Raw genomic sequence first — 21,970 nt, forward strand, 5'->3', positions numbered from 1 at the left:
GCGGGCCGTACCAGTACTTTGCTCAGATACTGGCCCCAGCAAACTGTCAGGCAGCCTGCCGCCAGCCGCACAGCCGTCCTGCAGGCCAGCCGGCAGACGTGCCGGTCATCAGGCCCGTCGGCAGGCAGACCATCCGGTCGGCGTGGCTTTGCTTACGGGCATGAAAAAGCGCCTGTCATCAGAACCTCAGTGGTGCTGATAACAGGCGCTCCTTTGCAGATGACAGGCTGCATGCCGCTGTGCCCAGCCAGGCTGCATGCCGATAGGCCCATGCAGGCTGTGCTGCTGAAAGGCACTAAGTGCCGGTCAGCTGCAGCGAAAGCTGTCGCAGCGGCGGCTGTGGCAGCTGCTGCGCTCAAGGGACTTAGCTGCGGATAACGATTTCCTGACGCAGTACGGAGATATCATCCTCTTCAAGATTGTCGCGCTCGGCACGGTGGATAATCTCCTCAGGGGTGTATACGTCACCTGGGTATACCACTACCAGGGCATCGTCACCTACCTGCAGATAGTTGGTAAGACCAAACTCGCTGTAGCGGGTGGCACCTATGGAAACCATGATGCGGGTTGGACGGTTAGCGCGGTTGAGGTAGAGGTTGATGTTCTCGGCCGGGCCCTCATCCTTCTGATTGTTCAGACGGTCGATAAGCCAGTTGACCAGCTTCTCGTAGAAGTAGGAGTAGTCCTTGACCGCGCTGTCCTCACCATAGGTGTAGACCTTGCCGTCACGAACGAGGAAGGAGGCAATGCGGTAACGGTCCAGAATGCCGCCCTCAGTCAGGCTGTCGACCTTGATGTAGTTGGAGGCAAAGCCCTTGGAGGCATGACCCCAGTTCTTCTTCTGGCTGATCTTGGTGGCACCCTGCTTGCGGATAGAGCAGTCATTGGCAGCAGCAAAAACCAGAGGCTTTAAGCCGGCAACCTTGTCGCTGTTCCACTCAACGTCAAAAACAATGGCGCACTCAGGCTCAATCTGCAGCTTCTCCTCGCCCTCAGGGAAAATGATGGAGTAGTCATCAAATGGGAAAGTGCCCAGAAATTCAGGGGTGTCTGCACCGATCTCAGGGATATAGGTTGGGAATACGGCCTTAGGAGCATTCTCCTCAGCAGTCTTTACCTTGGTGAAGTCCTTGTCCTCACCGGCCTGCTCAAGATGTCCGGTGAAATTACCGGCTACGCCAAAACAGGCAACCTTCTTTAAATCGATCAGCATACTGTGCTACTCCCAATTATTGCTCAAAATCCTTGATCTGCCCGGTACGGCCCGAACACGAAAGAACGGCAAAACAGCCGTCCTGACCTGCCCGCAGTCACCGCCTGACAAAGGCTCAGTGCACCACACCAGCCCGAACGCTCATAATCAGGTCATGTTAGCACAATTCCCCGCACGCACCTGTGATCGACTCAGGCACTTTTGGCACAAAATCAGCCCCCGGCCGCCGTCCGCCTGCCGCCCCGGCCCTGCGGCAACCAGGGCCGCCATGGCAAGCCGGGCCACCGTGACAACCATGCCACCTCTGGCCTTTCAGCCAGAGTCAGATGCATGGCCCTGTCCTGACCGGCCGGCTTAAGCCACAGCGCCCGCGCCAGTATCAACCTGCCCTTATGCTGATACTAAGATAAACGCTGCATATTTACCCCTGCAAGTCTGGAGCTCACACCAGCTACTACCATGGATACCCTCTACATCTGCAGCCCTGGCCATGCCAGGCGCTGCATGAGGCGCAGTACATTAACTGCCAGCACCTTCCATAGCCTGCCACAGCCTGCCACGCCCTGCTACAGCAAGTCTGCAGCGCCATCCATGGGCATAACAGTCAGCCAGGACTGAACAGCACTGAGATAAGGGGGCCGCCTGAACTGATTGCTGTGCACTGATAGCTGATCTGACAGGCGCAGTTTTGGCACAGGAATCAATTACTGTTAGCCAGGTCACGCGGTTTTTACTGTCAGTGGATTTATAATTTTCCCTTGCACTGCAGTTGTTTATCACAGCCTGGATACAAGACATACAATCTGATGGCGGTAATAACCGTTTTAAGACCTGATCCCTGGACAGGTCCCGTGCCCGTCACAAGGCCACAGTTTCAGGCTCCATGGTCCAAGCCACCTGTCCCCGGCTTTCAGGCTCCATGGTCCACGCCACTGTCCCCGGCTTTCAGGCTCCATGTTCCAAGCCCCGGCTCCAGGTTACGGGCTTTCCCAGCTTCCGCCTGATTGTCAGTGAAAACAGGCGCTGCCTGCTGGAAAAAGCTGCTTAACGATCTGCTCATGACAATCGCTCAAGGCCACCTTACCCGGCCTGATACCAGAGCAGTGGCATAAACATCTACCTCAGTTGCTGCATAAGCTGCTGCAAATAATGAAGCCTGCTCAGAAAGCACAGAGGCATTTTGGCCTGTTGCCTTTATGAAATTGTGAGCTCTTTTCAGGCCTGTGCACTTTTAAAAAGTGCACGCAGGCACATATGCAGATGTATTTATACCCATGACTCAATGGGGCGCATACTTTGTCAGTATTTCTAACTGGCATCAGGTTAAAATTACTGGAAATATGCCGCTGCTGACCGTAATGTATGATGCAATTCCCGCCTTATGTCGTGGCTCAGGACGGCAGCCGTGTACACTTTGACGGCCTCAGGGGCCTGGCTGCCCGTGCTCACTCAGTGGCGGTTGCCTGAGCGCACGGCGCGGCCGCTGCCCGAGCTCACTGAGCGGCGGCTGCCCGAGCTCACTGAGCGGCGGCTGCCCGAGCTCACTGAGCGGCGGCTGTGTGCTGCATCACTGGCAATACTGGCGCGCATTTGCATATTGTCTATGATGGTTTTTTTGCATTCAGTTATAATGTGTGCGCTGCAGGCACGATGGCACAGTCTGCACATGATTATGGCTGTGCGTCTTTTGCGTTTTTATGGCATCGCCATGCCTTGTTTTCTTAATCAGCAAATCATTTTAAGGAGGGTAATGTATGCTCTGGTCAGTCAGAAAGCTGCTGACAGCCGCAACTGCTATGGTGGGACTTTCCTCTGTTCTCGTGGCCTCTGAGGTCCATGCCATGGACAGTTTTGAGAAAGCCTCTGAGATCCTGCCTTCAATCTACAGTCAGCTCGACCGCGAGATAGGCAATACCACTACCCTCTACTGTGGCTGCGCCCTGTTTTACCGTCAGTCAGGCGACAGTACTGAGTGGTTTACCGATACCTTTGGCTGTGGTTATGAGCCACGCCGCTCTGAAAAGCGTGCCAACAGCGTAGCCTTTGACCGTGTCATGTCCCCATGGGTATTTGCCCAGGGCCTTGAGTGCTGGTTCAATGGCGGCCGGAGAGGCTGTATTATCGATGAGAAGTTCAATCTCATGGATGGCGACATGCACAATATTTTCCCGGCCATCGGTGAAATCAGTGGTAACCGCGCCACTTTCCGTTTTGATGACTGGGGTGAGCGTCCTTCCCAGTATGGCAGCTGCCCTGTAGTCGTAGACTTTGCAGGCCGACGTGCCCAGCCATCTGACAGGTCTCGCGGTCAGATTGCCCGTGCCATGCTCTACATGTGCCAGCGCTACCGTATCTCCATTGGCGGCGATCAGCACATGCTTTTTGAACAGTGGAATGAAAAGTATCCACCAGACGTAATTGAGTGCCGTCGCAATGAGCTTATTGCTGAATTTCAGGGCAATGACAATCCTTTCATTACCTCAGCCTGCACAGTAGGCAGAAAACGCCGCTGATCACTATCCGGGGCCATACAGCGGCCCCGACCTCCGCTGAGGATACATAATCACTGTCTGCCCCCACATGCCGGCACCGACTAATCTGCCCTGTCAGCTCAGGATGCGCCATCCCTCAGGAACTTATCATCCCCCTGTCGTTCCTGTCCGACTCATCACCACTCTCTTTCCTGTCTGCCCCCATCTCCCCTTGTCTTTCCTTTCTCTTCCATCAGCCCCAATACCCGATCTTTGTGACTGACGGTCCTGTAAGAGAGCCAGCAGCCAGTACACGTATCCCTCTGCTTGCATCACTGCGCTCCGTAACGAAAGAGCGCAGCAGCCGCACATCGTTTGTACAGCAGCACATGGACCGCCCGTCACCCAGTCATCCCGTTATCACGTTATCACGTTATCCCTGCTGCACAGACTGATACCAGACTCTCCTGCCTGCAAGGTGATTTGCTCTGAAACTAATCAGAGCTGCGCTCTTTGGCATACGTCAGCAGCCATGACTGTACTGAACCCGGGCAGCCCTGATTGTAATGCACCATGGCGGCCGTGACTGTACTGCACATGGGCGGCCGTGCCTGTAATGCGACTGTATATTGCCTGCGCTGTAACGTGACTTACTGTCGATGCCGGGGGATGATCCAGGATATGACAGGGATAATCAGCTTTTTTCATGGGCCTGTGCTTTAAGGTAAAATAGGTAACCCGTATCCATATCACAAGAGGTTATCCATGCGTCTTTCTCTGATCCGGCTGCTGGGCACTCTGGCTGCAGCTGCCACTGTCTCTTCAGTAATGCTCATGCCTCAGGCTCTGGCCGTAGAGTCATTCAGCGCCGCCAAACGTGTCCTGCCTGGTATTTACCAGCAGCTGGACAAGGAATTTGGCAATACCTCTACAATCTACTGTGGCTGTGATATCAGCTATAAGAAGAGCGGCAAGAAAGTACGCTGGTCTGTCGATCTCGACAGCTGCGGCTACAAGGTACGCAAGAATAAGGAACGCGCCAGCCGCATTGAAGTTGAGCATGTGATGTCCGCATGGGAATTTGGCCACCAGCTCAAATGCTGGCGCGATGGCGGACGCAAGAACTGTGGCGATGTAAAGCAGTTTGACCTGATGGAAGGTGATCTGCACAATCTCTATCCAGCCATTGGCGAGGTCAATGGTGACCGTGGCAACTTCCAGTTCTCTGACTGGAATGGTAAGCCATCAAAATATGGCAAATGCCAGATGGTAGTGGACTTCAAGGGCAAGCGTGCCCAGCCACCAGTTGAGGCCCGTGGCCCAATCGCCCGCGCCCACCTGTACATGGCCGATCAATATAAAATCCGCCTTGCAGATCAGCAAAAGAAGCTCTATCTTGCCTGGGACAAGATGTACCCTGCCACTAAGATGGAGTGCCGCCGCAATGAGCTCATCACCCGCGAGCAGGGCAATGACAATCCATATGTAACCGCAAGCTGCCGTCTGTCCTCAGGCAAGTAGCCGCCCCGACCGGCATAACCACCACTAACTCAAGCTCCGGCAAGCCGGGCCATGACAGCCTGCCCTGCAACCCTCAACACCAGCTCATGTCCTCCAGACATACAGCACCGCAAGCTCAGGCACTGAAGAACTGCAGTACCGCATGCTCGACCACTTAATACCTGCAGCACCGCATGCTCAGGCAATTATGACCTGCAAGACCATAGCGCAATGCATGGAGCTCAGAGCCTGCAGCTGCCCCAGGACGCCCTGGCTGGCCAGCCTCATTAGCATTGTGAAAGAGAATACCTGGCAATTCATGCACTGTCTGGCCGGGACGTCAGTGCTGTCAGGTATGGAGGCCAGTGCTGCCTTACCTGACAGCAAGTGGCCGGAAAGGCTCTTTGGGCGGACAGACGATATTGATTATTGCTGCAGGACGTTTCCAGATGTCTGAACTGATGTCAGCCGGGCACAGGCACCAGGCTATGCCCTGTTGTGTCTGGCAAGCTACACCATGGCCATCACTGGCCCGGTATGAGCAAGACCAGGTCCTGCGCCTCTGTCTGTTACCTGTCCTTACCTGCTGGTGCAGCTGCCGGTCCCGTGGAGCGATTATTCGTTTGCAGAGCGTTGGGAGAAGGACCTGAGGTGCATCTTACCTGGGGCCATGGGCTCTTCGCCCGTGGGCATGAACTGTTTTCCTGCGGGCATGGGCATGACCTGTTTTCCTGTGGGCATGGGCATGAGCATAGGCATTGGGCACAGTGATGGTTATGGTACTTATGCTGGTGCTGATGCTGGCGATGGTGCCGGTGCTGTCAGTGACGATTAGTGAACAAAAGAGAAATGAGAATACCCAGAATTTATGATGCTGCCATGCCAGATCAGGCTGGAGCCGAGCTGGAGCTAGATGACTTTGGTGCCAGCCATGTAAGCCGTGTGCTGCGCCTCAAGCCTGGCGACAGTATCAGGCTTTTTGATGGCAGGGGTAATGAGTATTTAAGTGAGCTTACAGTTACAGGCAAGAAGACTGTGGCCATGCTTAAGGAAAAGCTCGGCCATAATGTCGAAAGCCCTGTTGAGGTAGAGCTGGTGCAGGTCATCAGCCGTGGCGACCGCATGGAATTTACCCTGCAAAAGGCCGTAGAGCTGGGCATCAGCCGCATTATTCCCCTGACCTCAGAGCGCTGCGGCGTCAAACTCGATGCCGACCGTGCCGCCAAAAAGACTGAAAGCTGGCAGCGTATTGCCATTGCTGCCTGCGAGCAGTGCGGCCGTAATGTAGTACCTCCAGTCGAACCTCTGCAGTCCCTGAGTTCCTTTGTAAACTCCCATCAGGCATCTTCAGGTGATGATGCCTCTTCATGTCCTGTTGATGAGCAGGGCTTTATCAACCTGACTCTCGACCCGGGAGCAGGACGCAGACTTACCCAGCTGCCTGTAAGTGGCAAATACCGTTTGCTTATAGGACCTGAGGGTGGCTTTACTGCTGATGAGGTGGAGCTTGCCCGCAAGGCAGGCTTTACCGGAATTACTCTGGGCCCGCGCATTTTAAGAACAGAAACAGCTGCCCTGGTATGCCTGTCCATTTTAGGATGCACCATGGGTGACCTTTAAAGTGCAGGGCTACCTGCAGAACACGCCTTAAAATACGCTCTGTAAAACAGTATGTGAGATTGTTTTATAATCTCAGCCCTGCAGCAAGTGACTGTCCATAATTGCAGCGATTGAACCTCAGGCCGAATTCATAAGGCCCTGACCATCAAACCGCACGCGTTACTGCCGCCTCATGCACAGACTTACTATTCCCATGCAGCACCCATGCAGCATCAGCCACGCAGGCATGCAGAGCCTATGCGGCAGCAGCCCTCAGGCATGCAGCGCCCCATGCGGCAACCGATGCGGCAGTCATGCCGGGATTGAGAGCATTAGCTCATGAGTTCTCAGCCCATGCTTAATTCACATGCATTTCACAGGTTCTCAGGACATAAATCGGGTCACCAGGCCCTCGGCCGCCAGGAACAATCAGAGCCCATGCTGAAAACAGTTACAGCACATTAAGCGGTCGGCACAGGACAGTACCAGGACCACTTTTACTGGCACTGCCAGGCGAAATGACTTCAGGCCCATTGCCATGTGGCTGCCGCTTTCAGTGCAGTACTGGTATCCTGGCAGCACAGGCATCCTGTCAGTCTTGCTGCGACTGCAGTCTGTATGTCTTTGCCTTATGTAAGGTGATTTGTGGCTGGTGTGGCTGTGCCTGTTGATGGCGGCATGCTGGCCGCCGGGACTGCCATGCACGAGGCTCATGTACCTGATGCCAGGCTTACTTTGGGATGCTCGCCATGCCTGTGACAGCTGAAAGTTTTATTTACAAGGCATAAATGAGAGCCGTTTCCCATGGGCCACGCCCTGTCCTTTATGGAGCATGGGACAGGTAGCGGAGCTTATTATCATGCTGTCCTGAGTATCTGTACTCCAAGGCCTCAGGGGCTATTACGGGGCAGACAGGCAGCCTGTTGCGATTATTGAGAATTTGTCTGTATTGCGGTCTCAAAGGACCTGAATTACCCTTCCATGTCATATGCTACGACCTGTTCTTAAGGCAGGTTCCTTTATCCCCATATTTTCCCCGGGCAGCTGCTGCAGCCTGCCCCTGCCTGATGCCTGACAGCCACAAAGAGTGGCAGCCACAAGCTTCCGGCATTATGGCCCTTGCCTGCACATAAGCTGCGCCAGCGCCAGCCAAAGCTGGCCAGCTCAGCCCAACAGGCACGTACGCTGCGCAGCTCACTGCTGTCAGGCCCTGGCATTTCAGGACGTACTGCTGACTGCAGCAGGTCGTGGCCGGGATTCTGACTGCAGCAGCTCGTAGCCAGGATGCTGACTGTACGCTGCGTGCCGGGTACGGCGCCGTGGCCTAAGCCCATGGTGCTGACCTGCAGGCCGGTCACTGTGCTCTTTTGCCATGGTGTGGTTAAAGCAGAGCTGATGGCATGGGCGGGGAAAGAAACTGAACAATTATTTGTGTACAACGGCTGCTGCCTCAGGGGAGCAGCCCCTGATACTGGTATTTTTATGACTGAATCTCAGCTTTTACTTGGCAAGGACACTTCTTACAGCGATGAATACAATCCATCAGTGCTCTTTCCTATTGCACGAGCTCAGGGACGCAGTGACTTCACCCCTGCTGCCTTCACAGGATATGACCTGTGGCGCATTTATGAGCTGACCTGGTTAAATCCTCAGGGTCTGCCTCAGTGTCATATGGCCACCCTCAAGGTCAACTGCCAGTCTCCTTTCATCATTGAGTCCAAGAGCCTCAAGCTCTACCTGGGGTCTTTCAGCCAGACTGTATTTGCCAGCGAAAATGAGGTGCGTGACATTATCGTGCGCGATCTCAATGAAATCCTGCAGACTGAGGTTGAGGTTAAGATTCTGCCTTTAAGCGCCCGCGCCATGCCGGTAATGAACTTTGATCATCCTCTGCTTGAGCACGAGGCCGGTATTGAGGAAATGCGCTTTAAGAACTTTGAGGTTACCCCTGATCTGCTGCGCCTTATGGATAACGGTCCCCGTATTGCCGAGAGCCTTAACACCAATATCTTCCGCTCCCGCTGCCCTGTTACCGGCCAGCCTGACTACGCTTCTTTGGAAATCTCCTATGTAGGTAAGAAGATTCATCACGGCTCCCTGCTAGCCTATCTCATTTCCTACCGTCGTCACCAGGGCTTCCATGAGCAGTGTGTCGAGCGCATCTTTACTGACATCTGCAATCTCCTCAAGCCCGATGAGCTCACTGTTACCGCCTGCTTTACCCGCCGAGGCGGCATCGACATCTCTCCAGTGCGCTCCAACGCCCGCGTCTACGACGCCCCGGTACGCACCTCACGTCAGTAAGCACAGGGCACAGAGCACAGCCAGATCAGGGCATATCCTGCCTGCACTGCGCCCGCTTCATCCATGGGACACGGCAGGCAAGGCCCCCATGCCCGGCCGCACTGCAGGCCCGCATGGTCTGCCCTCATGCCCCAGTTGCCATGAAGAGCGCTCCCTGGTTGAAAACAGCCCCTGCAGCGCCTGTAACCGCCTGTCACGTATGTCATGGCAGCCTGCGGCTGCCTGAGCATGCCAGGGCATCTTCATGCCGGGCGGCTGCATCTGCATGCCCGCCGTCTTCATGCCGGGCGGCTGCATCTGCATGCCCGCCGTCTTCATGCCGGGCAGATGCATATGCATGCCGGGCGGCTGCATCTGCATGCCCGCCGTCTTCATGCCGGGCGGCTGCATCTGCATGCCCGCCGTCTTCATGCCGGGCAGATGCATATGCATGCCGGGCGGCATGCGGCGCACCTTACGCAGCTTATGCTGCCTGATGTGGCAAGCTTGTCCTTCAGGGCGTCATGAGGCCCAGGTGCTGCGCTTAAGGTGATATACTGACGTCAGTGATATGAATGAATTTCAAATGAGCCTCCCTGGCTGTGCCCGGGAGGCTCATTTTTTTGTTGCAGCTCACATCGTGAGCATGACGGGGCGGAATTTTGTGCAGTTTTTACCTTTTTGTCTATTTGCGTAAACAAAATCACGCTAAGATGAAGTTCTGCACTGCAGTTTTACGGGGCCGTTTGGCCCATGAACGCGGTTAGGACGCAGGGCTTGTCTGTGATGGAGCCCGTTGTGTAACCGCACTGGTATTTTTCCTGGCCTGTGGCCGGGTATGACTCTGCTGTTATGGCAGTAAGCGGGTAATTATGGGAGTACATATTGTCTGGCCTGAAGGAGATATGGCTCTGCTCACTCAGATTGAGGCAGATCTTATTTCCTTAAAATCCAAGGGAGAGCTCTACGATTTATACCGTAACTGCTCTCTTGCAGTATTGAACAGCGGCAACCTGACCGACAACTCCAAAGAGCTGCTGGATAACTACCAGAGCTTTGAAATCAATGTGGTGCGCAATGAGCGAGGCCTTAAGCTTGAGCTGATTAACCCTCCTGAGTCAGCCATTGTCGAAGGCAAGGTTATCAAGACTCTGCAAAATCACCTCTACTCAGTACTGCGTGATATTGTGCAGATTGGTGTCAATCAGGACAGCACTCTTCCTGCTGATCCGCGTGAGCGCAGTGCTTGGATTACCAATGAAATCTTCAAGAGTCTGCGTTCGGCTCATGCCATGGTTGCCAACCAGTCTCCGAATCTGGCTGTATGCTGGGGTGGTCACGCCATTTCTGACGAGGAGTTCTCCTATGCATACAATGTAGGACGCGCCCTGGGTCTGCGTGGTATTGATATCTGCACCGGATGTGGTCCAGGTATTATGGAAGCTCCTATGCAGGGCTCCCTTGACGGTCATGCCCGTCAGGACAATGCCGCTCAGTGTGAACGTATCGGTCTTACCGAGCCGTCCATTATTGCCGCTGAACCGCCTAATCCATTTGTTTCCAAGCTGGTAATCATGCCGGACATTGAAAAGCGCCTTGAGGCCTTTGTCCGTCTTGGCCACGTGCTGCTGGTATTCCCGGGCGGTCCTGGTACAGCCGAAGAACTGCTCTATATTCTGGGCATCAAGCTGTGCAATGAAAACCGCCACAACACCCTGCCTATCATTCTGACCGGCAACAAAAACTCCAGGCCTTACTTTGATGCCATTGACGAGTTTCTTCTTCATTGCTTTGGTGATGAAATCCGCCGTCACTACACCATCATCATTGATGATCCTGAGGCTGTAGCCAATACTGTCTCCGAGGGCATGAAGACCATTTACGAGCACCGCTCACTTATTCATGAGTCCTACTGCTACAACTGGTCTCTGTATATCCCTGATGAGCTGCAGAATCCTTTTGATGTAACCCATGAGAGCATGGCCGCACTCAACCTTTCCAAAGATCAGGAGCCATATCTGCTCGCTGCCAGTCTGCGCCGCGCCTTCTCAGGCATCGTAACCGGTAATGTAAAGGAATACGGTATCAGACAGGTAGCAAAGAACGGCCCGTTCAAGCTCCATGGTGACCGTGACATTATCGAATACATGGGCAAGCTCATGTCTGACTTTATAAGCCAGGGACGTATCCTGCTCTCTCAGAAGGATTATGTGCCTTGCTACGAGTTTGAAGCCCGCAAGTAACCATAAGTGCCCCGGTCCACCAGGCCCGTAAGGCCCCATAAGTCCAGGCATACACGGCCCATCAGCCCCCTGTAACTCCTGGGCTGCCCAGCCCGGCAGGCCTATGGCAGCAAGCTGCAGCATGGCCGTCACCTGCTGCCCCTTGAAGCTCACCGGGCCAGCCCCCTGACAGCCGGCCATGCAGTCGGCCAGTGTGGTTGGCTGCAGCCGACATGGCACAGGAGACGCCAGGCAGCACTGACTTCCGGACCAGCATTCCGGCTCAACGGCTCTGCCCTGATACTCTTTCAGGTGCAGGGCCGTTGCTTTTTTAACAGCACTGCAGCCAGGCCATGACCGGAGCAGCCCGTACCAGCCTGGCCCCGCCTTGCCCGCCCCCGCATTGCCAGGAGCAGCTTTGCCCTGGTTACCTGGCAATTGCTCCGAGAAGCCAACCAGTTGCCCTGCCACATTAGCGTCCCTGCACACATCTTTTTTGGCCCCGGCATAAAAGCTGGCCAGAGCCGCCAATCAAGGCAGCTCTGACCGCCATGCTGGCTGTGTGCAGTGCTGACCGCCTGGCTGGCTGTGTGCAATGCTGACCGCCTGGCTGGCTGTGTGCAATGCTGACCGCCTGGCTGGCTGTGTGCAGTGCTGATTGGCAAGGACGCAATTGAGTGTGCTGCAGTTGCTCTTGCTGTGCAAAGTCATGAAGCTTAATGATCATGACCTGGGATCATTGCGGCTCATGAGGGGAGGCTTATGAACAATTACAGGGCAATAAGCATACAGAGATCACATTAGTGCGGGGTTGTTGCACTATTTTAACGCAACAATAAAGATCACCCCCGACAACCGCACTAAAATAGTGCCACTATTAAGAACGCCCCGTCAGGGAGCAAGTGTGCAAAACTGGTATTTATCGCAGGCATGACCACAAATGCCATGAAATAAGGGATTGCGGGCCTTTACGATAAATTTGCGCAATTTATGTGCGCTGCTTTTTTGCGCTTGCAAGCACTTGCCTGGCGGCCTTAATATTTAATCAACTTCTCAGTTGAGTCCGTTTCAGACAAGGGATTTTTCATGTCCAATAATATGGCGTGTCTCTTTTACCAGTGTAACTAAATGTATTAGATAGCTATGCAGAATCTTGATATCGCAAAATTTGGTGGTACCTCCGTTGCCAATTACGAGGCCATGAACAAGTGTGTTGATGTGGTTACCCAGAACCCTGACACCAAACTGGTCGTGGTCAGTGCCTGTGCCGGTGTTACCAATCTGTTGGTTGAACTTGCCTCAGGTGCTCCTGACAGCACCAAACGTGAGGAAATCATCTCCCAGATTTTTGCCATTCATAAAGCTATTTTCGAAAATCTCCCTGACAGCGAGCGCCATGAGGCAGTTGTCAACGAGTATCTGTCCACAGTACGCGATCTGTCCGTTCAGGCTACCATGACCCGTACTGACATGGTTACCGACCGCCTTGTCTCCCACGGCGAGCTCATGTCCTCCTATCTGATTACCGAGATCTTCAAGCAGCGCGGTTTCAAGTCCGTATGCTTTGATGTCCGTCAGGTAATGCGTACTGATTCCACCTATGGCAAGGCAGTGGCTCTGGTTGAGGTTATTTCAACTCTGACCAGGCAGCATCTGCAGCCAATTCTGGACAGCGGTGACACCATTGTGGTCACCCAGGGTTTCATCGGCGCTGACTCCAGCGGCCAGACTACTACTCTGGGCCGTGGCGGCTCTGACTACTCAGCTGCTTTGCTTGGTGAGGCCTGCCATGCCAGCACTATTTCCATCTGGACTGACGTACCAGGTGTTTACACCACCGACCCGCGTCTGGTTCCTGAGGCCATGCCTATCTCTGAGCTGACCTATCTTGAGGCTGCTGAGATGGCCACCTTCGGTGCCAAGATCCTTCACCCTTCCACTCTGGTACCTGCCGTAAGATGCGGCATTCCAGTATATGTAGGCTCAAGCAAGGAGCCTGAGAAGGGCGGTACATGGGTTCGTCCAACTACCGATCACTCACCATCTTTCCGCGCTGTAGCCCTGCGCCGCAATCAGACCCTGATTGTGCTCTCTTCACCTAAGATGGTTGGTGCTACCGGGTTCCTTGCCGAAGTATTCAGCATCTTTGCCAAGTACCGTCTGTCCGTTGATCTGGTATCAACCTCAGAGGTATCCATTGCCATTACCCTCGATGCCGGTTCTCAGACCTCAGGTCTGTCCAACATCCCTGAGGCCCTGTTCCATGAGCTGCGTGAGTTCTGCCATGTCAAGGTAGAAAGCGGTCTGGCTCTGGTAGCTGTAATTGGCAACAACATGGCCCGCACTCCTCACATCACCGCAGAAGTGTTCTCATCTATCGACAGCTATCCTGTACGTATGATTTGCTATGGCGCCTCCAGCCACAACCTGTGCTTCCTGGTAGGCGAAAGCGAAGCTGTTGAGGTTCTGACCCACCTGCACAAGAGCCTGCTCGAACGCTAAGCCCTGGCACACCCGGCCGCCGCAGGCTCCAGCTGGCCGCCTCACTGGCCCGTCTGGCTGCCCTGCAGGCGTCCCGGCCGGCCCATAAAGACAAAGGCACTGTCCGATTCACTCAGACAGTGCCTTTGTCATATCTGCACACGAGCCTTTCATCCGATTCGGCCCGGGCACTCCGGCCCCCAGGCAGCCGCCCAGGCAACCTCCCTGGCCAGGATGTCTGAGCTCAGACATTTTCAGCCCAGCTCATACATGTCAGCTGCGCACATGCAAGGTAGGCAGGCTCTGTGATTTGCAGTCAGCCATGCTGTTCATACCATGTGGCCATGCAGCTGCGCAGCAGCGGTTGCTGCAGCTACAACAGGTCAGGCAGCATTATGGCTCATGGCCATGTCCAGCAGTTGTCAGCTCAACCCGCTGACATCAGCAGCACAGTGCTGCGTGCACAAAGCATGATGCCATGCTGTGCCGCGAAAGAGCATCAGCTCAGGTAAGGCCGCTGTTATCAGAGCAGGCCGCGCTCGCGGGACAGACGCATAATCTCCTCAAAGGCAATGAAGCTGTCGCGGGCACACTGGCTCTTAAGGGCCATAAGCTCGGACTCGGAGAGCATCATGATGCCGCTGACTTCACTCTTCTGGCGGGAGGTGATGCAGTCACCCTTGCACAGGTAGAGATTGGCCATGACAAAGCCGTCGGATACGGCATAAGGAATGAGCAGCTTGCCCAGATGAGTAAAGGTCAGGTTCTTGTTGGCTGACACGTCTATGCCCACTTCCTCAAGCAGCTCGCGGGCAGCGCTTTCATGCACATCCTCACCGCTCTGTACTACACCGCCTACACAGGCATCAAAGAAACCAGGAGCATAATCCTTGGTCAGGGTACGCAGCTCTACCAGGATGCGGCCCTTGCTGTCGACAACGGCCACGTAGGTAGAGCGGTGCGGCAGCAGATTGGCCCTCATAACAGAGCGTGGTACGGTATCAATGACCTCATCATCACGGTTAATAATATCGACCATTTCTACTTTGGCCATGGCATTCTCCTGAGGTGAGTTAAGACAAGCTCTCCGGCCGCAGCTGCGTAGCAGTACGCTGCGCAGCAAACAGCCCTGAGGCCGATCGTCAACGGGATAATTCTGCATTTGCAGCCCGTGACTATTATAATGCCTGACGCACAGCCACAGACCTGCAGCCCGCCGTGGTGCACACTCAGGGATGATGACATGCTGTGGTTCGACAGGAGCTCTGGACAGACGCAATGGCCGCAGCCAGCTTCAGCCCCTGCCGCAGGACCTGCGCTCCCCCATACTGAGACTGAAAGCAGCATTATGACGACCTGCTGAGCTCATAGCCGAGCCATCGGCCATGATGCCGGAACTACTCTGTGAACTTGGCAGTACCCGGCGAACGTTACTGAGCTGGAGCCGCTGCAGCCACTGCCAAAGCAAGCTCATACCCGGCTCCGCCGGGTCATATGCTCACCTGACTAATCCTTACAACCTGAAGGATAAATATGCACACTGAAGAACAATACCTGCAGCTGCTCAAGCGCTGCGAGCGCCTAGAACAAGACAATGAAAAGATGCAGGAAAGAATAGCCTGGCTTGAGCTTTCACTCCATGAGAACGGTACTTTCCTTGATGAGATGCTGCGCCGTATGGATAAGGCCGAAAAGCAGATACGCTTTCTGGCCTCCATGCAGTCAGAGCCTTCAGCCGTACGCCCGGAAAGCGAAGAGACCCCGCCTCCGCACTACTGACCGCCCCGCCATCAGCCCAAGCTGCTGGCATTTGCAGCCACAGACCATGCCCTGTGGGCCTGCGCTGACGGCTGGAAGCTCACGGACGGATTCTGGAGGCTGCAAGCTAAAAGACGGAGTCTGGAGGCTGCAAGCTCATGGACGGAGTGCTGCCGCTGCATGCGCATGCCAGGGACAGCTGTCAGCCCCAGTCATGTGAGCTAAGAAAGGCTCAGCATGGACTAAAATCATGCTCATGAGCTGCCCCCGCAGCCCAGAGGCCTAATGGATAAAGTTGAGCACGCGGTCAAAAAGATTCCACCTGGCAGCTGCATAGCCGGGACAAAGCTCTGTCCAGTGGTTACAGGAATGGTGCAGCTCAGATAAAGTTACAGTAGCGCCGTCAGATGACAGGCACAAGAGAGCCCCACGGATGATGCCCTCAGGCACGCTGCCTTTCGGGGAATCAGGCACACAGGATATGAATATGCCCAGAGTGGTTTAAATCAGAGATGGGATTTGCCTTGTGGACAGGGGCAATGGTCAGATGGTCCAGATACCTGTTAAGCACTGCCGTAGCTAGGTCTATGCAGGTAACCAGGTCAGCATCATTGTGGAGAATGGCGCGCCTTACCATGAGTCCGGATACAGGCGCATAAAGAAAAGTGTATGTCTGATACTGTGTCTGACACTCATATGCGGCGGTGCTCATAAGTTCTACTCAGGCCATCCCTTTCAGGGCTTTGCTTACCTGCTGCTGACTTTGTTCTACCGCCCATAACCAGCCAGCTATCACAACAGCAGTCCATGCTGCCCGAGAGCCTTGCACATAGCATAGACGACACTCTGAGTGCCGCCGGTGGCTGCCATGGCATCTACCTGCCCCTGGAGGTGGTATTTGCAGACTTTCAAAAAACTGCAGCAAGCCAACCTGACAGTGAGGGATTCATCAACATCTGAGCCGCATTCAGACATCAAGATCCGGGCATCGCTGACTGACCTTCTGCAGAGTAATGTGCAAAGCCGGATCATCACATGTCGGCTCCATAATGGCAAACGGCCCGGGGCCCCACCATGAAGCGGGGCTTTCCGGGCCGTTATGTCTGAAGCTGACCGCAAGGTCTGTACTTATTTCATTCTCAAAGCAGCTTCAATCTTCTTATCGGCATTGTACTGGCTCAGCGAGTATACTGCCCAGATTGCTGCCGGAATCCATCCTATAAGCGTACACTGCAGAACAAAACAGAGAAAACCGGCCAATGGTCTGCCGATGGTAAAGAAGCCCAGCCATGGAAACACCAGACAGATTAATAAACGCATGTGACGTTACTCCTGAAATAATTTTGTTTAACAATGTCTCTATCATTACATAAGAAAAACAGGAAAAGCACAGCATCGTACATGTTCATTTTGTCCGATCCATAACAGTGCAAAATATACTGCCACTGGAGTGTCAAGTTCAGATAAACAGCATGCTAATAAGGTTTTGCCAGAAATAAACAGCACAGTAATGCTGCTAAATTAGCATGGGCCTGGAAATTGCTTCACATATTTTTCGGCTGGCTTTACTGTCAGCCCGTCACATGCTTAGCTGGCTTATTCAGTCATGAGGCATGCACCGCAGGACTGAAGCAGCAGTTTACAGTCTGCAGCAGGTCTGTTCTTTCTTTATGTCATTGAGATCCGCTCAGTCAGATCTTCATGATTGTTAGTACAAAACATTCAGGAGTACTTATGATCCAGTTCCAGGATGCAGTCAAGTCATGCATGACTGTTAACTATCGCAACTTTAAAGGCCGTGCCCCACGTTCAGAGTACTGGTGGTTCATGCTGTTCTACGGCATTGTGAACGTAGTAAGCTCTCAAATCTCTGCCATTTCCTATATTGGTCCTATTGCCTCTCTGGCAATATCAATTGCCATGTTCATCCCATATCTGGCCGTTTCAGTAAGACGCTTCCATGATCTGGACAAGAGCGGTATGCCAGCTATTCTGGCAATCATTATGCCTCCAGTTTTAAGCCTCCTTGCAACTGTGTTCGGCGTTCTTGGCTTACTGTTATTAAGCGAAGGCATGCTGACACTCAGTGCAGTGTTATGGCTCCTTACTGCTGCAGCTGCCATTTACCTCATTATTCAGACTGTGCGTCCAGGCACCACAGGTGACAATCAGTTCGGACCTGACCCACTGGCTGTCTATACTGCCCAGCAGGCTGCCCAGGCTGCACAGGCTGCCCAGGCTGCAATTGTTGCAGCGCAGATGAGCGCCCAGGCCCAGCAGGACCAGGCAGCAGAACAGGGCGTAGCCGCACAGCAGCCAGCCCCTGAGGCTCCGCAGGGCTTCACCCCTCCGCCACCACCAGGTGCAGGTGACAACAAGCAGGGCTGATACTGAGTATCAGATCTGAGCTGCCAGGCAGCACATAGACAACAGGCTCAGTTCATCAGATCTGAGCCTGTTTTACTTAGAATGTAATAATTCGTTATGCTTAATATATTAAAAATATAATTTTAAGCTATAGTAATTAATCGCATGTTCCCTGGGGTCTTGCATGCATTATTTCATTCTTGAACGGAGGAATTATGGCAACTATAGTCGGAATTCAGGAAGGCTTTTTTATCGTTGAAACTGGGGATGGAAGCACAATTTCTGTTCCGTTCATCAGATCAAGAGGCGAGATTGAGCTGGGCATGGACGTACATCTGATGTTATTTAATGGATTCCCATATGTATTGAATAAAGGAATTGACATCAACCCGCCCCCACCACTACCACCAAAAGTTGACACTATCAGCAATGCCAGGAAGTCTATTTATTCCTTATTAAGTTTTCCTTTACCTCTGGGGGCTTTAGGTATTCATAAGTTCTATACGGGACGTTATTTAGCAGGACTCTTTTACATACTGATGGCTCCAACTGGCCTGTCCGTGCTGTTATCTACCTTTGATTTTCTTATGGGGTTAATTAAAAAAACTGACACGAATGGCCATATAACCTTTTAATAATCATTTAATTTGCAAATAATATGATTATTAGTGGAGATGTTATGTATCATAGAATTAATCTGGCAAGACTAAGCCTTTTTACCAACCTCTTTAATATTCGTGGCAGAGCAAGCAAGTATGAGTATCATGCAATAGTTACTGCATTTCTCTTTTATCTTATTTTCTGCGAGTTTCTGGTCTCCCAATTAATACTTATTGAAGGGATACCTGAATTAATTAGAATGGCTTATTTTTACCATACATATGTTATTCATGCCATATCACTATGGTTTATCTTGGCTATTTTTACAGCAACTATAAGGCGACTTCACGACTCAAATAAGTCAATATTATGGCTGTTAATTCCGATTATAGCAGCGCCATCTTCATTCGTATTTGTTATTTTTTCTCTACCTTTGGCTGCTGAACAAAGTGAGATATTAAAATACCTTAGTACACCATATATCGGCGAATTTTTGACCACTGGATATAATTCTTACATATGTCTTGGAATAAGTTTATATATTAATTTGGTCTTCCTATACGTTATTTTTGGATCCGACAGCACTGATTCTTCCAACAGGTATGGAGATATACCTCTGGAGGCACTGGTAATAGTAGAGCCAGAACCAAACGTATTCAGCGAAATGGAGCCTTACAGTAAAGAAAGAGCAACCTACGACTTCAATTCCGAAACATACAATGCTCAGAAAGACAATAACGATCCTTTTAATGATGAGTTGAATAGAAGAGCAATGGAACAGCATATATATAACCAGCATCTGAAAAATATAAGACTGCAACAGGAGCTGGAAGAAACAAAAGCGGAACTGGCTAATAAAAAAAGGATGGAAGCCTATTATGCATATGAAGATGCAAGGAAGAGAAACAACCCTTATGGTTATTAGCAGCATTAATTCTTTCATTTGGTGACCTTATGATACTAAAGCCTATCCGGCATGATCTGCTAAAGTTTTAAAGCGCCCTGGCAGGAGAGTAAGCAGATCTTCCTCATAAGCATAAAGCCTGCTGCTAATACGCAAACTGGCTCAGATCTTTAGATCTGAGCCTGTTTCGTTTAGACGGCAGGCCGCCCAAACTGCCAGTCTTGCAGCTCAGATGAACGCGCAGGACAAATCTTCTGACCAGTGCAGAGCAGTACAGCCGCAATCCTCTGATGCTCCGCATGGTACAGGTAAAAACAAGCAAGGCTGATACTGAGTATCAGATGTGAGCTGCCAGGCAGCACATAGAAAACAGGCTCAGATCATCAGATCTGAGCCTGTTTCATTTGTGGGCAGCAGATGGCCGAAGCATCGGCCGCAGCACTGACATTGACCATAGTGTTTCAGGAATAAAAAACTGCATATATATCAGCTTTTATCAGATGTCACTAAGGGGCGTATGACTTGATTCTTGTATATGCCCTTGGCAAAATCATCCTGATAAATAAAGGATTCCTTCATCAAGCAAGCGGCGTGGCTGCCCTACATCAATAAAAATCAATAGAACACCAGTACTCATAAAACATGATAAATATGCCGTTTAAATTACCCAGGACATCTGCTCAATGTCAGCAGCATTGCGGGGTCAGGCTGTTAATACAGCCTCGCAGCTATGACAGGGCGCCCCCTGCAGCAGCACTGCTGCCAGAGCGTGTCTTGACCAGAGTTGAGCCCTCAGGAGCATGGTAGGCCCTGCCGGTAATCATGCTCTGGATCCTAGATACTGCTATGCCCACAGTTAAGGTGGTGACAATGGCTATTATTGAGTAAGTCCAGAATGAGATGGAAGGTATGTTGAACTGGCAGTAGAGTATCAGTGCTGTGGCTGCAACAAAAGCAGCAAAGGCGCCGGTTGCGGTGGTTTTGCGGGTCAGAGCACCCAGAATAAATACGCCTGCCAGAGCTCCAAGAGCCTGTCCCAGAAAAGCCTTGAAGAGCTCGTAGGCTGACTTGATATCAATGCGAGCCAGGTACATCGCTGTGATTACAGCAGCAACACCTACAGCAAGGGAAATATAGCGGGCTATTCTGGTCTGTCTGTGAGCCGACATATCAGGGGAGATACGTGACTGCACGTCCATTACCCATGAGGTGGCAATGGAGTTGATACCAGTTGAAATCGAGGACTGGGCAGCGGCATACAGAGCTGCCAGGATAATGCCGGTAATTCCGACAGGAAGCTCTTTGGTGATGAAATAAACTACTACCTGATCCTGAGAGTTGCGAAATGCCTCAGTTATGGCTTCAGGGCGCTGCTGATAGTACAAATACAGTGCAGTACCAATCATAAAGAACAGTGAAGCACAGGTAATGGACAGCAGGCCATTGCCTATGGTCATACGGGTTAGGTCACGAACGCTGGTAGTGGTGGTAAAGCGCTGAACAATATCCTGAGAAGATATGTAAGTGCAGAAGGTAGTCAGACCGCCGCCAATCAGAGTAACCACAATAGAAGTGCCCAGCAGGTTGTTCCAGTCGATCAGCTGATCACGCGCGGTCAGAAAGCGCCCCTGGGAAAACAGAGCATCAGCAATGTCAGCTGCGCCATTATCAAGCTTGAGCACGATATAGATCAGAGTCAGTGCAATGCCGCCAAGCAGGATGACTCCCTGCATAAAATCGGTCCACAGCACAGCCTTAAGACCGCCAGTACAGGAATAGACTATAGAGACCACGCCCATTGCCAGGATCAGCAGATCAACGCTGATACCGGCCATATTGCCGATGGCTACGCATGGCAGATACATAACAATAGCCATTCTGCCCAGCTGGAAGATCATAAACATCACTGCTCCGAGCACTCGCAGAGCCGGTGACTGGAAGCGAATCTCAAGATAATGATAGGCAGTGTCTATATTAAGACGGGCATATACAGGCAAAAACAGACGTATAGTAAGAGGGACGGCAATCAGGGTGCCCAGCTGGGCAAACCACAGCATCCAGGTGCCGTCGTAAGACTTGCCTGCCAGAGAAAGAAAGGACAGAGGGGAGATGATGGTAGCAAAGATTGACACTGAGGTTACGAACCATGGAACTGATCCATCAGCCTTGAAGAACTCCTTACCTGACATTCTGCTTTTGGAAAAGTAGATGCCGATACCGAGCACTGCTGTCATATAGACGATAAGAACGCTGATATCAATCCATGTAAAACCCTGCAGCTCCTGTGACATGTTCACTAAACTCCTGAACAACTAAAACAGAGCAGGCATTATACGTAATTTATATATCTGTTTTGCACCTATGATAAAAAGACTCGTCTACGGTACAGATGCGAAAAGGCCCGCTGAGTTTTTACTCAGCGGGCCTTTTCAGGAAAAATTAAGTCTGGCGATGACCTACTCTCACACAATCGTACGTTGCACTACCATCGGCGTTACTGCATTTCACTTCTGTGTTCGGAATGGGGACAGGTGGGACTACAGCACTATGGTCGCCAGACAAATCTGTATTT

The 21,970-nt window shown here is 52.3% G+C and carries 16 protein-coding genes and 1 rRNA gene; 10 read left to right on the top strand and 7 right to left on the bottom strand.

All coding sequences use genetic code 11. The features are described from left to right. Positions 1-364 precede the first annotated feature (364 nt). Positions 365-1,213: a DUF5718 family protein gene (locus tag MXE41_RS10260; RefSeq protein WP_246978008.1), complete on the bottom strand. Its 849-nt coding sequence runs from the start codon at positions 1,211-1,213 to the stop codon at positions 365-367. A gap of 1,449 nt (positions 1,214-2,662) precedes the next feature. Continuing rightward, entirely contained in the window at positions 2,663-2,803 is a 141-nt protein-coding gene (locus MXE41_RS10265) for a hypothetical protein (protein WP_247100423.1), read from the bottom strand. A gap of 164 nt (positions 2,804-2,967) precedes the next feature. Here MXE41_RS10265 and MXE41_RS10270 point away from each other — a divergent pair, with 164 nt between their 5' ends. From MXE41_RS10270 to queF, 4 genes are all read left to right on the top strand, one after another. Continuing rightward, on the top strand, positions 2,968-3,726 hold the full coding sequence (locus tag MXE41_RS10270) for an endonuclease (RefSeq protein ID WP_247100424.1): 759 nt from the start codon (positions 2,968-2,970) through the stop codon (positions 3,724-3,726). 786 nt (positions 3,727-4,512) lie between these two features. Next, complete coding sequence (locus MXE41_RS10275) at positions 4,513-5,205, top strand: endonuclease (RefSeq protein WP_281503592.1); 693 nt, start codon at positions 4,513-4,515, stop codon at positions 5,203-5,205. Between the two features lie 828 nt (positions 5,206-6,033). Further along, complete coding sequence (locus tag MXE41_RS10280; protein WP_281503591.1) at positions 6,034-6,804, top strand: 16S rRNA (uracil(1498)-N(3))-methyltransferase; 771 nt, start codon at positions 6,034-6,036, stop codon at positions 6,802-6,804. 1,461 nt (positions 6,805-8,265) lie between these two features. Beyond that, on the top strand, positions 8,266-9,087 hold the full coding sequence (queF, locus tag MXE41_RS10285) for an NADPH-dependent 7-cyano-7-deazaguanine reductase QueF (RefSeq protein WP_246978004.1): 822 nt from the start codon (positions 8,266-8,268) through the stop codon (positions 9,085-9,087). Positions 9,088-9,144: 57 nt separating this feature from the next. On the opposite strand, the gene MXE41_RS10290 is transcribed toward queF, so the two are convergent. Continuing rightward, the gene (locus tag MXE41_RS10290) at positions 9,145-9,531 is read right to left on the bottom strand and encodes a hypothetical protein (protein WP_247100427.1); all 387 of its coding nucleotides are present in this window, start codon (positions 9,529-9,531) and stop codon (positions 9,145-9,147) included. Between the two features lie 407 nt (positions 9,532-9,938). Here MXE41_RS10290 and ppnN point away from each other — a divergent pair, with 407 nt between their 5' ends. Together ppnN and lysC are read left to right on the top strand one after the other, a co-directional pair. Beyond that, positions 9,939-11,309 (top strand): nucleotide 5'-monophosphate nucleosidase PpnN, encoded by a 1,371-nt coding sequence (gene ppnN / locus MXE41_RS10295; protein WP_247100428.1) that lies wholly within the window; start codon positions 9,939-9,941, stop codon positions 11,307-11,309. A 1,122-nt stretch (positions 11,310-12,431) separates the two neighbouring features. Further along, positions 12,432-13,790 (top strand): lysine-sensitive aspartokinase 3, encoded by a 1,359-nt coding sequence (gene lysC / locus MXE41_RS10300; protein WP_247100429.1) that lies wholly within the window; start codon positions 12,432-12,434, stop codon positions 13,788-13,790. A 502-nt stretch (positions 13,791-14,292) separates the two neighbouring features. Here lysC and MXE41_RS10305 read toward each other — a convergent pair. Continuing rightward, positions 14,293-14,823: an NUDIX domain-containing protein gene (locus MXE41_RS10305; protein ID WP_247100430.1), complete on the bottom strand. Its 531-nt coding sequence runs from the start codon at positions 14,821-14,823 to the stop codon at positions 14,293-14,295. 479 nt (positions 14,824-15,302) lie between these two features. Here MXE41_RS10305 and MXE41_RS10310 point away from each other — a divergent pair, with 479 nt between their 5' ends. Then, positions 15,303-15,548 carry a hypothetical protein gene (locus MXE41_RS10310; RefSeq protein WP_246979037.1) on the top strand — a complete coding sequence of 82 codons (246 nt, stop codon included), beginning with the start codon at positions 15,303-15,305 and terminating at the stop codon, positions 15,546-15,548. A gap of 1,107 nt (positions 15,549-16,655) precedes the next feature. Here the strand turns inward: MXE41_RS10310 and MXE41_RS10315 are convergent. Next, positions 16,656-16,847, bottom strand: coding sequence for a YqaE/Pmp3 family membrane protein (locus MXE41_RS10315; protein WP_247100431.1), 192 nt, complete (start codon positions 16,845-16,847; stop codon positions 16,656-16,658). A gap of 414 nt (positions 16,848-17,261) precedes the next feature. On the opposite strand from MXE41_RS10315, the gene MXE41_RS10320 reads away from it, so the two are divergent. The 3 genes from MXE41_RS10320 (at position 17,262) to MXE41_RS10330 (ending at position 19,419) form a co-directional block, all read left to right on the top strand. Next, positions 17,262-17,915, top strand: coding sequence for a DUF805 domain-containing protein (locus tag MXE41_RS10320; RefSeq protein ID WP_247100432.1), 654 nt, complete (start codon positions 17,262-17,264; stop codon positions 17,913-17,915). 194 nt (positions 17,916-18,109) lie between these two features. Then, positions 18,110-18,529, top strand: a complete 420-nt coding sequence (locus MXE41_RS10325) for an NINE protein (protein WP_247100433.1) — start codon at positions 18,110-18,112, stop codon at positions 18,527-18,529. Between the two features lie 44 nt (positions 18,530-18,573). Beyond that, positions 18,574-19,419 (top strand): DUF805 domain-containing protein, encoded by an 846-nt coding sequence (locus tag MXE41_RS10330; RefSeq protein WP_247100434.1) that lies wholly within the window; start codon positions 18,574-18,576, stop codon positions 19,417-19,419. Positions 19,420-20,126: 707 nt separating this feature from the next. Here MXE41_RS10330 and MXE41_RS10335 read toward each other — a convergent pair. Then, positions 20,127-21,689 (bottom strand): sodium:solute symporter, encoded by a 1,563-nt coding sequence (locus MXE41_RS10335; protein ID WP_247100435.1) that lies wholly within the window; start codon positions 21,687-21,689, stop codon positions 20,127-20,129. Between the two features lie 152 nt (positions 21,690-21,841). Further along, positions 21,842-21,957, bottom strand: a 5S ribosomal RNA gene (gene rrf, locus MXE41_RS10340). Positions 21,958-21,970 lie beyond the last annotated feature (13 nt).

Source organism: Anaerobiospirillum sp. NML120449, from assembly GCF_023051105.1.
GTDB lineage: Bacteria > Pseudomonadota > Gammaproteobacteria > Enterobacterales > Succinivibrionaceae > Anaerobiospirillum.

Bases quoted from the DNA above. Each gene is read 5' to 3' on its own strand.
- MXE41_RS10315 (WP_247100431.1), bottom strand. From the start codon at position 16,847: ATGCGTTTATTAATCTGTCTGGTGTTTCCATGGCTGGGCTTCTTTACC.
- MXE41_RS10325 (WP_247100433.1), top strand. From the start codon at position 18,110: ATGGCAACTATAGTCGGAATTCAGGAAGGCTTTTTTATCGTTGAAACT.
- MXE41_RS10335 (WP_247100435.1), bottom strand. From the start codon at position 21,689: ATGTCACAGGAGCTGCAGGGTTTTACATGGATTGATATCAGCGTTCTT.
- ppnN (WP_247100428.1), top strand. From the start codon at position 9,939: ATGGGAGTACATATTGTCTGGCCTGAAGGAGATATGGCTCTGCTCACT.
- MXE41_RS10275 (WP_281503592.1), top strand. From the start codon at position 4,513: ATGCTCATGCCTCAGGCTCTGGCCGTAGAGTCATTCAGCGCCGCCAAA.
- MXE41_RS10270 (WP_247100424.1), top strand. From the start codon at position 2,968: ATGCTCTGGTCAGTCAGAAAGCTGCTGACAGCCGCAACTGCTATGGTG.
- MXE41_RS10260 (WP_246978008.1), bottom strand. From the start codon at position 1,213: ATGCTGATCGATTTAAAGAAGGTTGCCTGTTTTGGCGTAGCCGGTAAT.
- MXE41_RS10290 (WP_247100427.1), bottom strand. From the start codon at position 9,531: ATGCCGCCCGGCATGCATATGCATCTGCCCGGCATGAAGACGGCGGGC.
- queF (WP_246978004.1), top strand. From the start codon at position 8,266: ATGACTGAATCTCAGCTTTTACTTGGCAAGGACACTTCTTACAGCGAT.
- lysC (WP_247100429.1), top strand. From the start codon at position 12,432: ATGCAGAATCTTGATATCGCAAAATTTGGTGGTACCTCCGTTGCCAAT.
- MXE41_RS10310 (WP_246979037.1), top strand. From the start codon at position 15,303: ATGCACACTGAAGAACAATACCTGCAGCTGCTCAAGCGCTGCGAGCGC.
- MXE41_RS10330 (WP_247100434.1), top strand. From the start codon at position 18,574: ATGTATCATAGAATTAATCTGGCAAGACTAAGCCTTTTTACCAACCTC.
- MXE41_RS10320 (WP_247100432.1), top strand. From the start codon at position 17,262: ATGATCCAGTTCCAGGATGCAGTCAAGTCATGCATGACTGTTAACTAT.
- MXE41_RS10280 (WP_281503591.1), top strand. From the start codon at position 6,034: ATGAGAATACCCAGAATTTATGATGCTGCCATGCCAGATCAGGCTGGA.
- MXE41_RS10265 (WP_247100423.1), bottom strand. From the start codon at position 2,803: ATGCGCGCCAGTATTGCCAGTGATGCAGCACACAGCCGCCGCTCAGTG.
- MXE41_RS10305 (WP_247100430.1), bottom strand. From the start codon at position 14,823: ATGGCCAAAGTAGAAATGGTCGATATTATTAACCGTGATGATGAGGTC.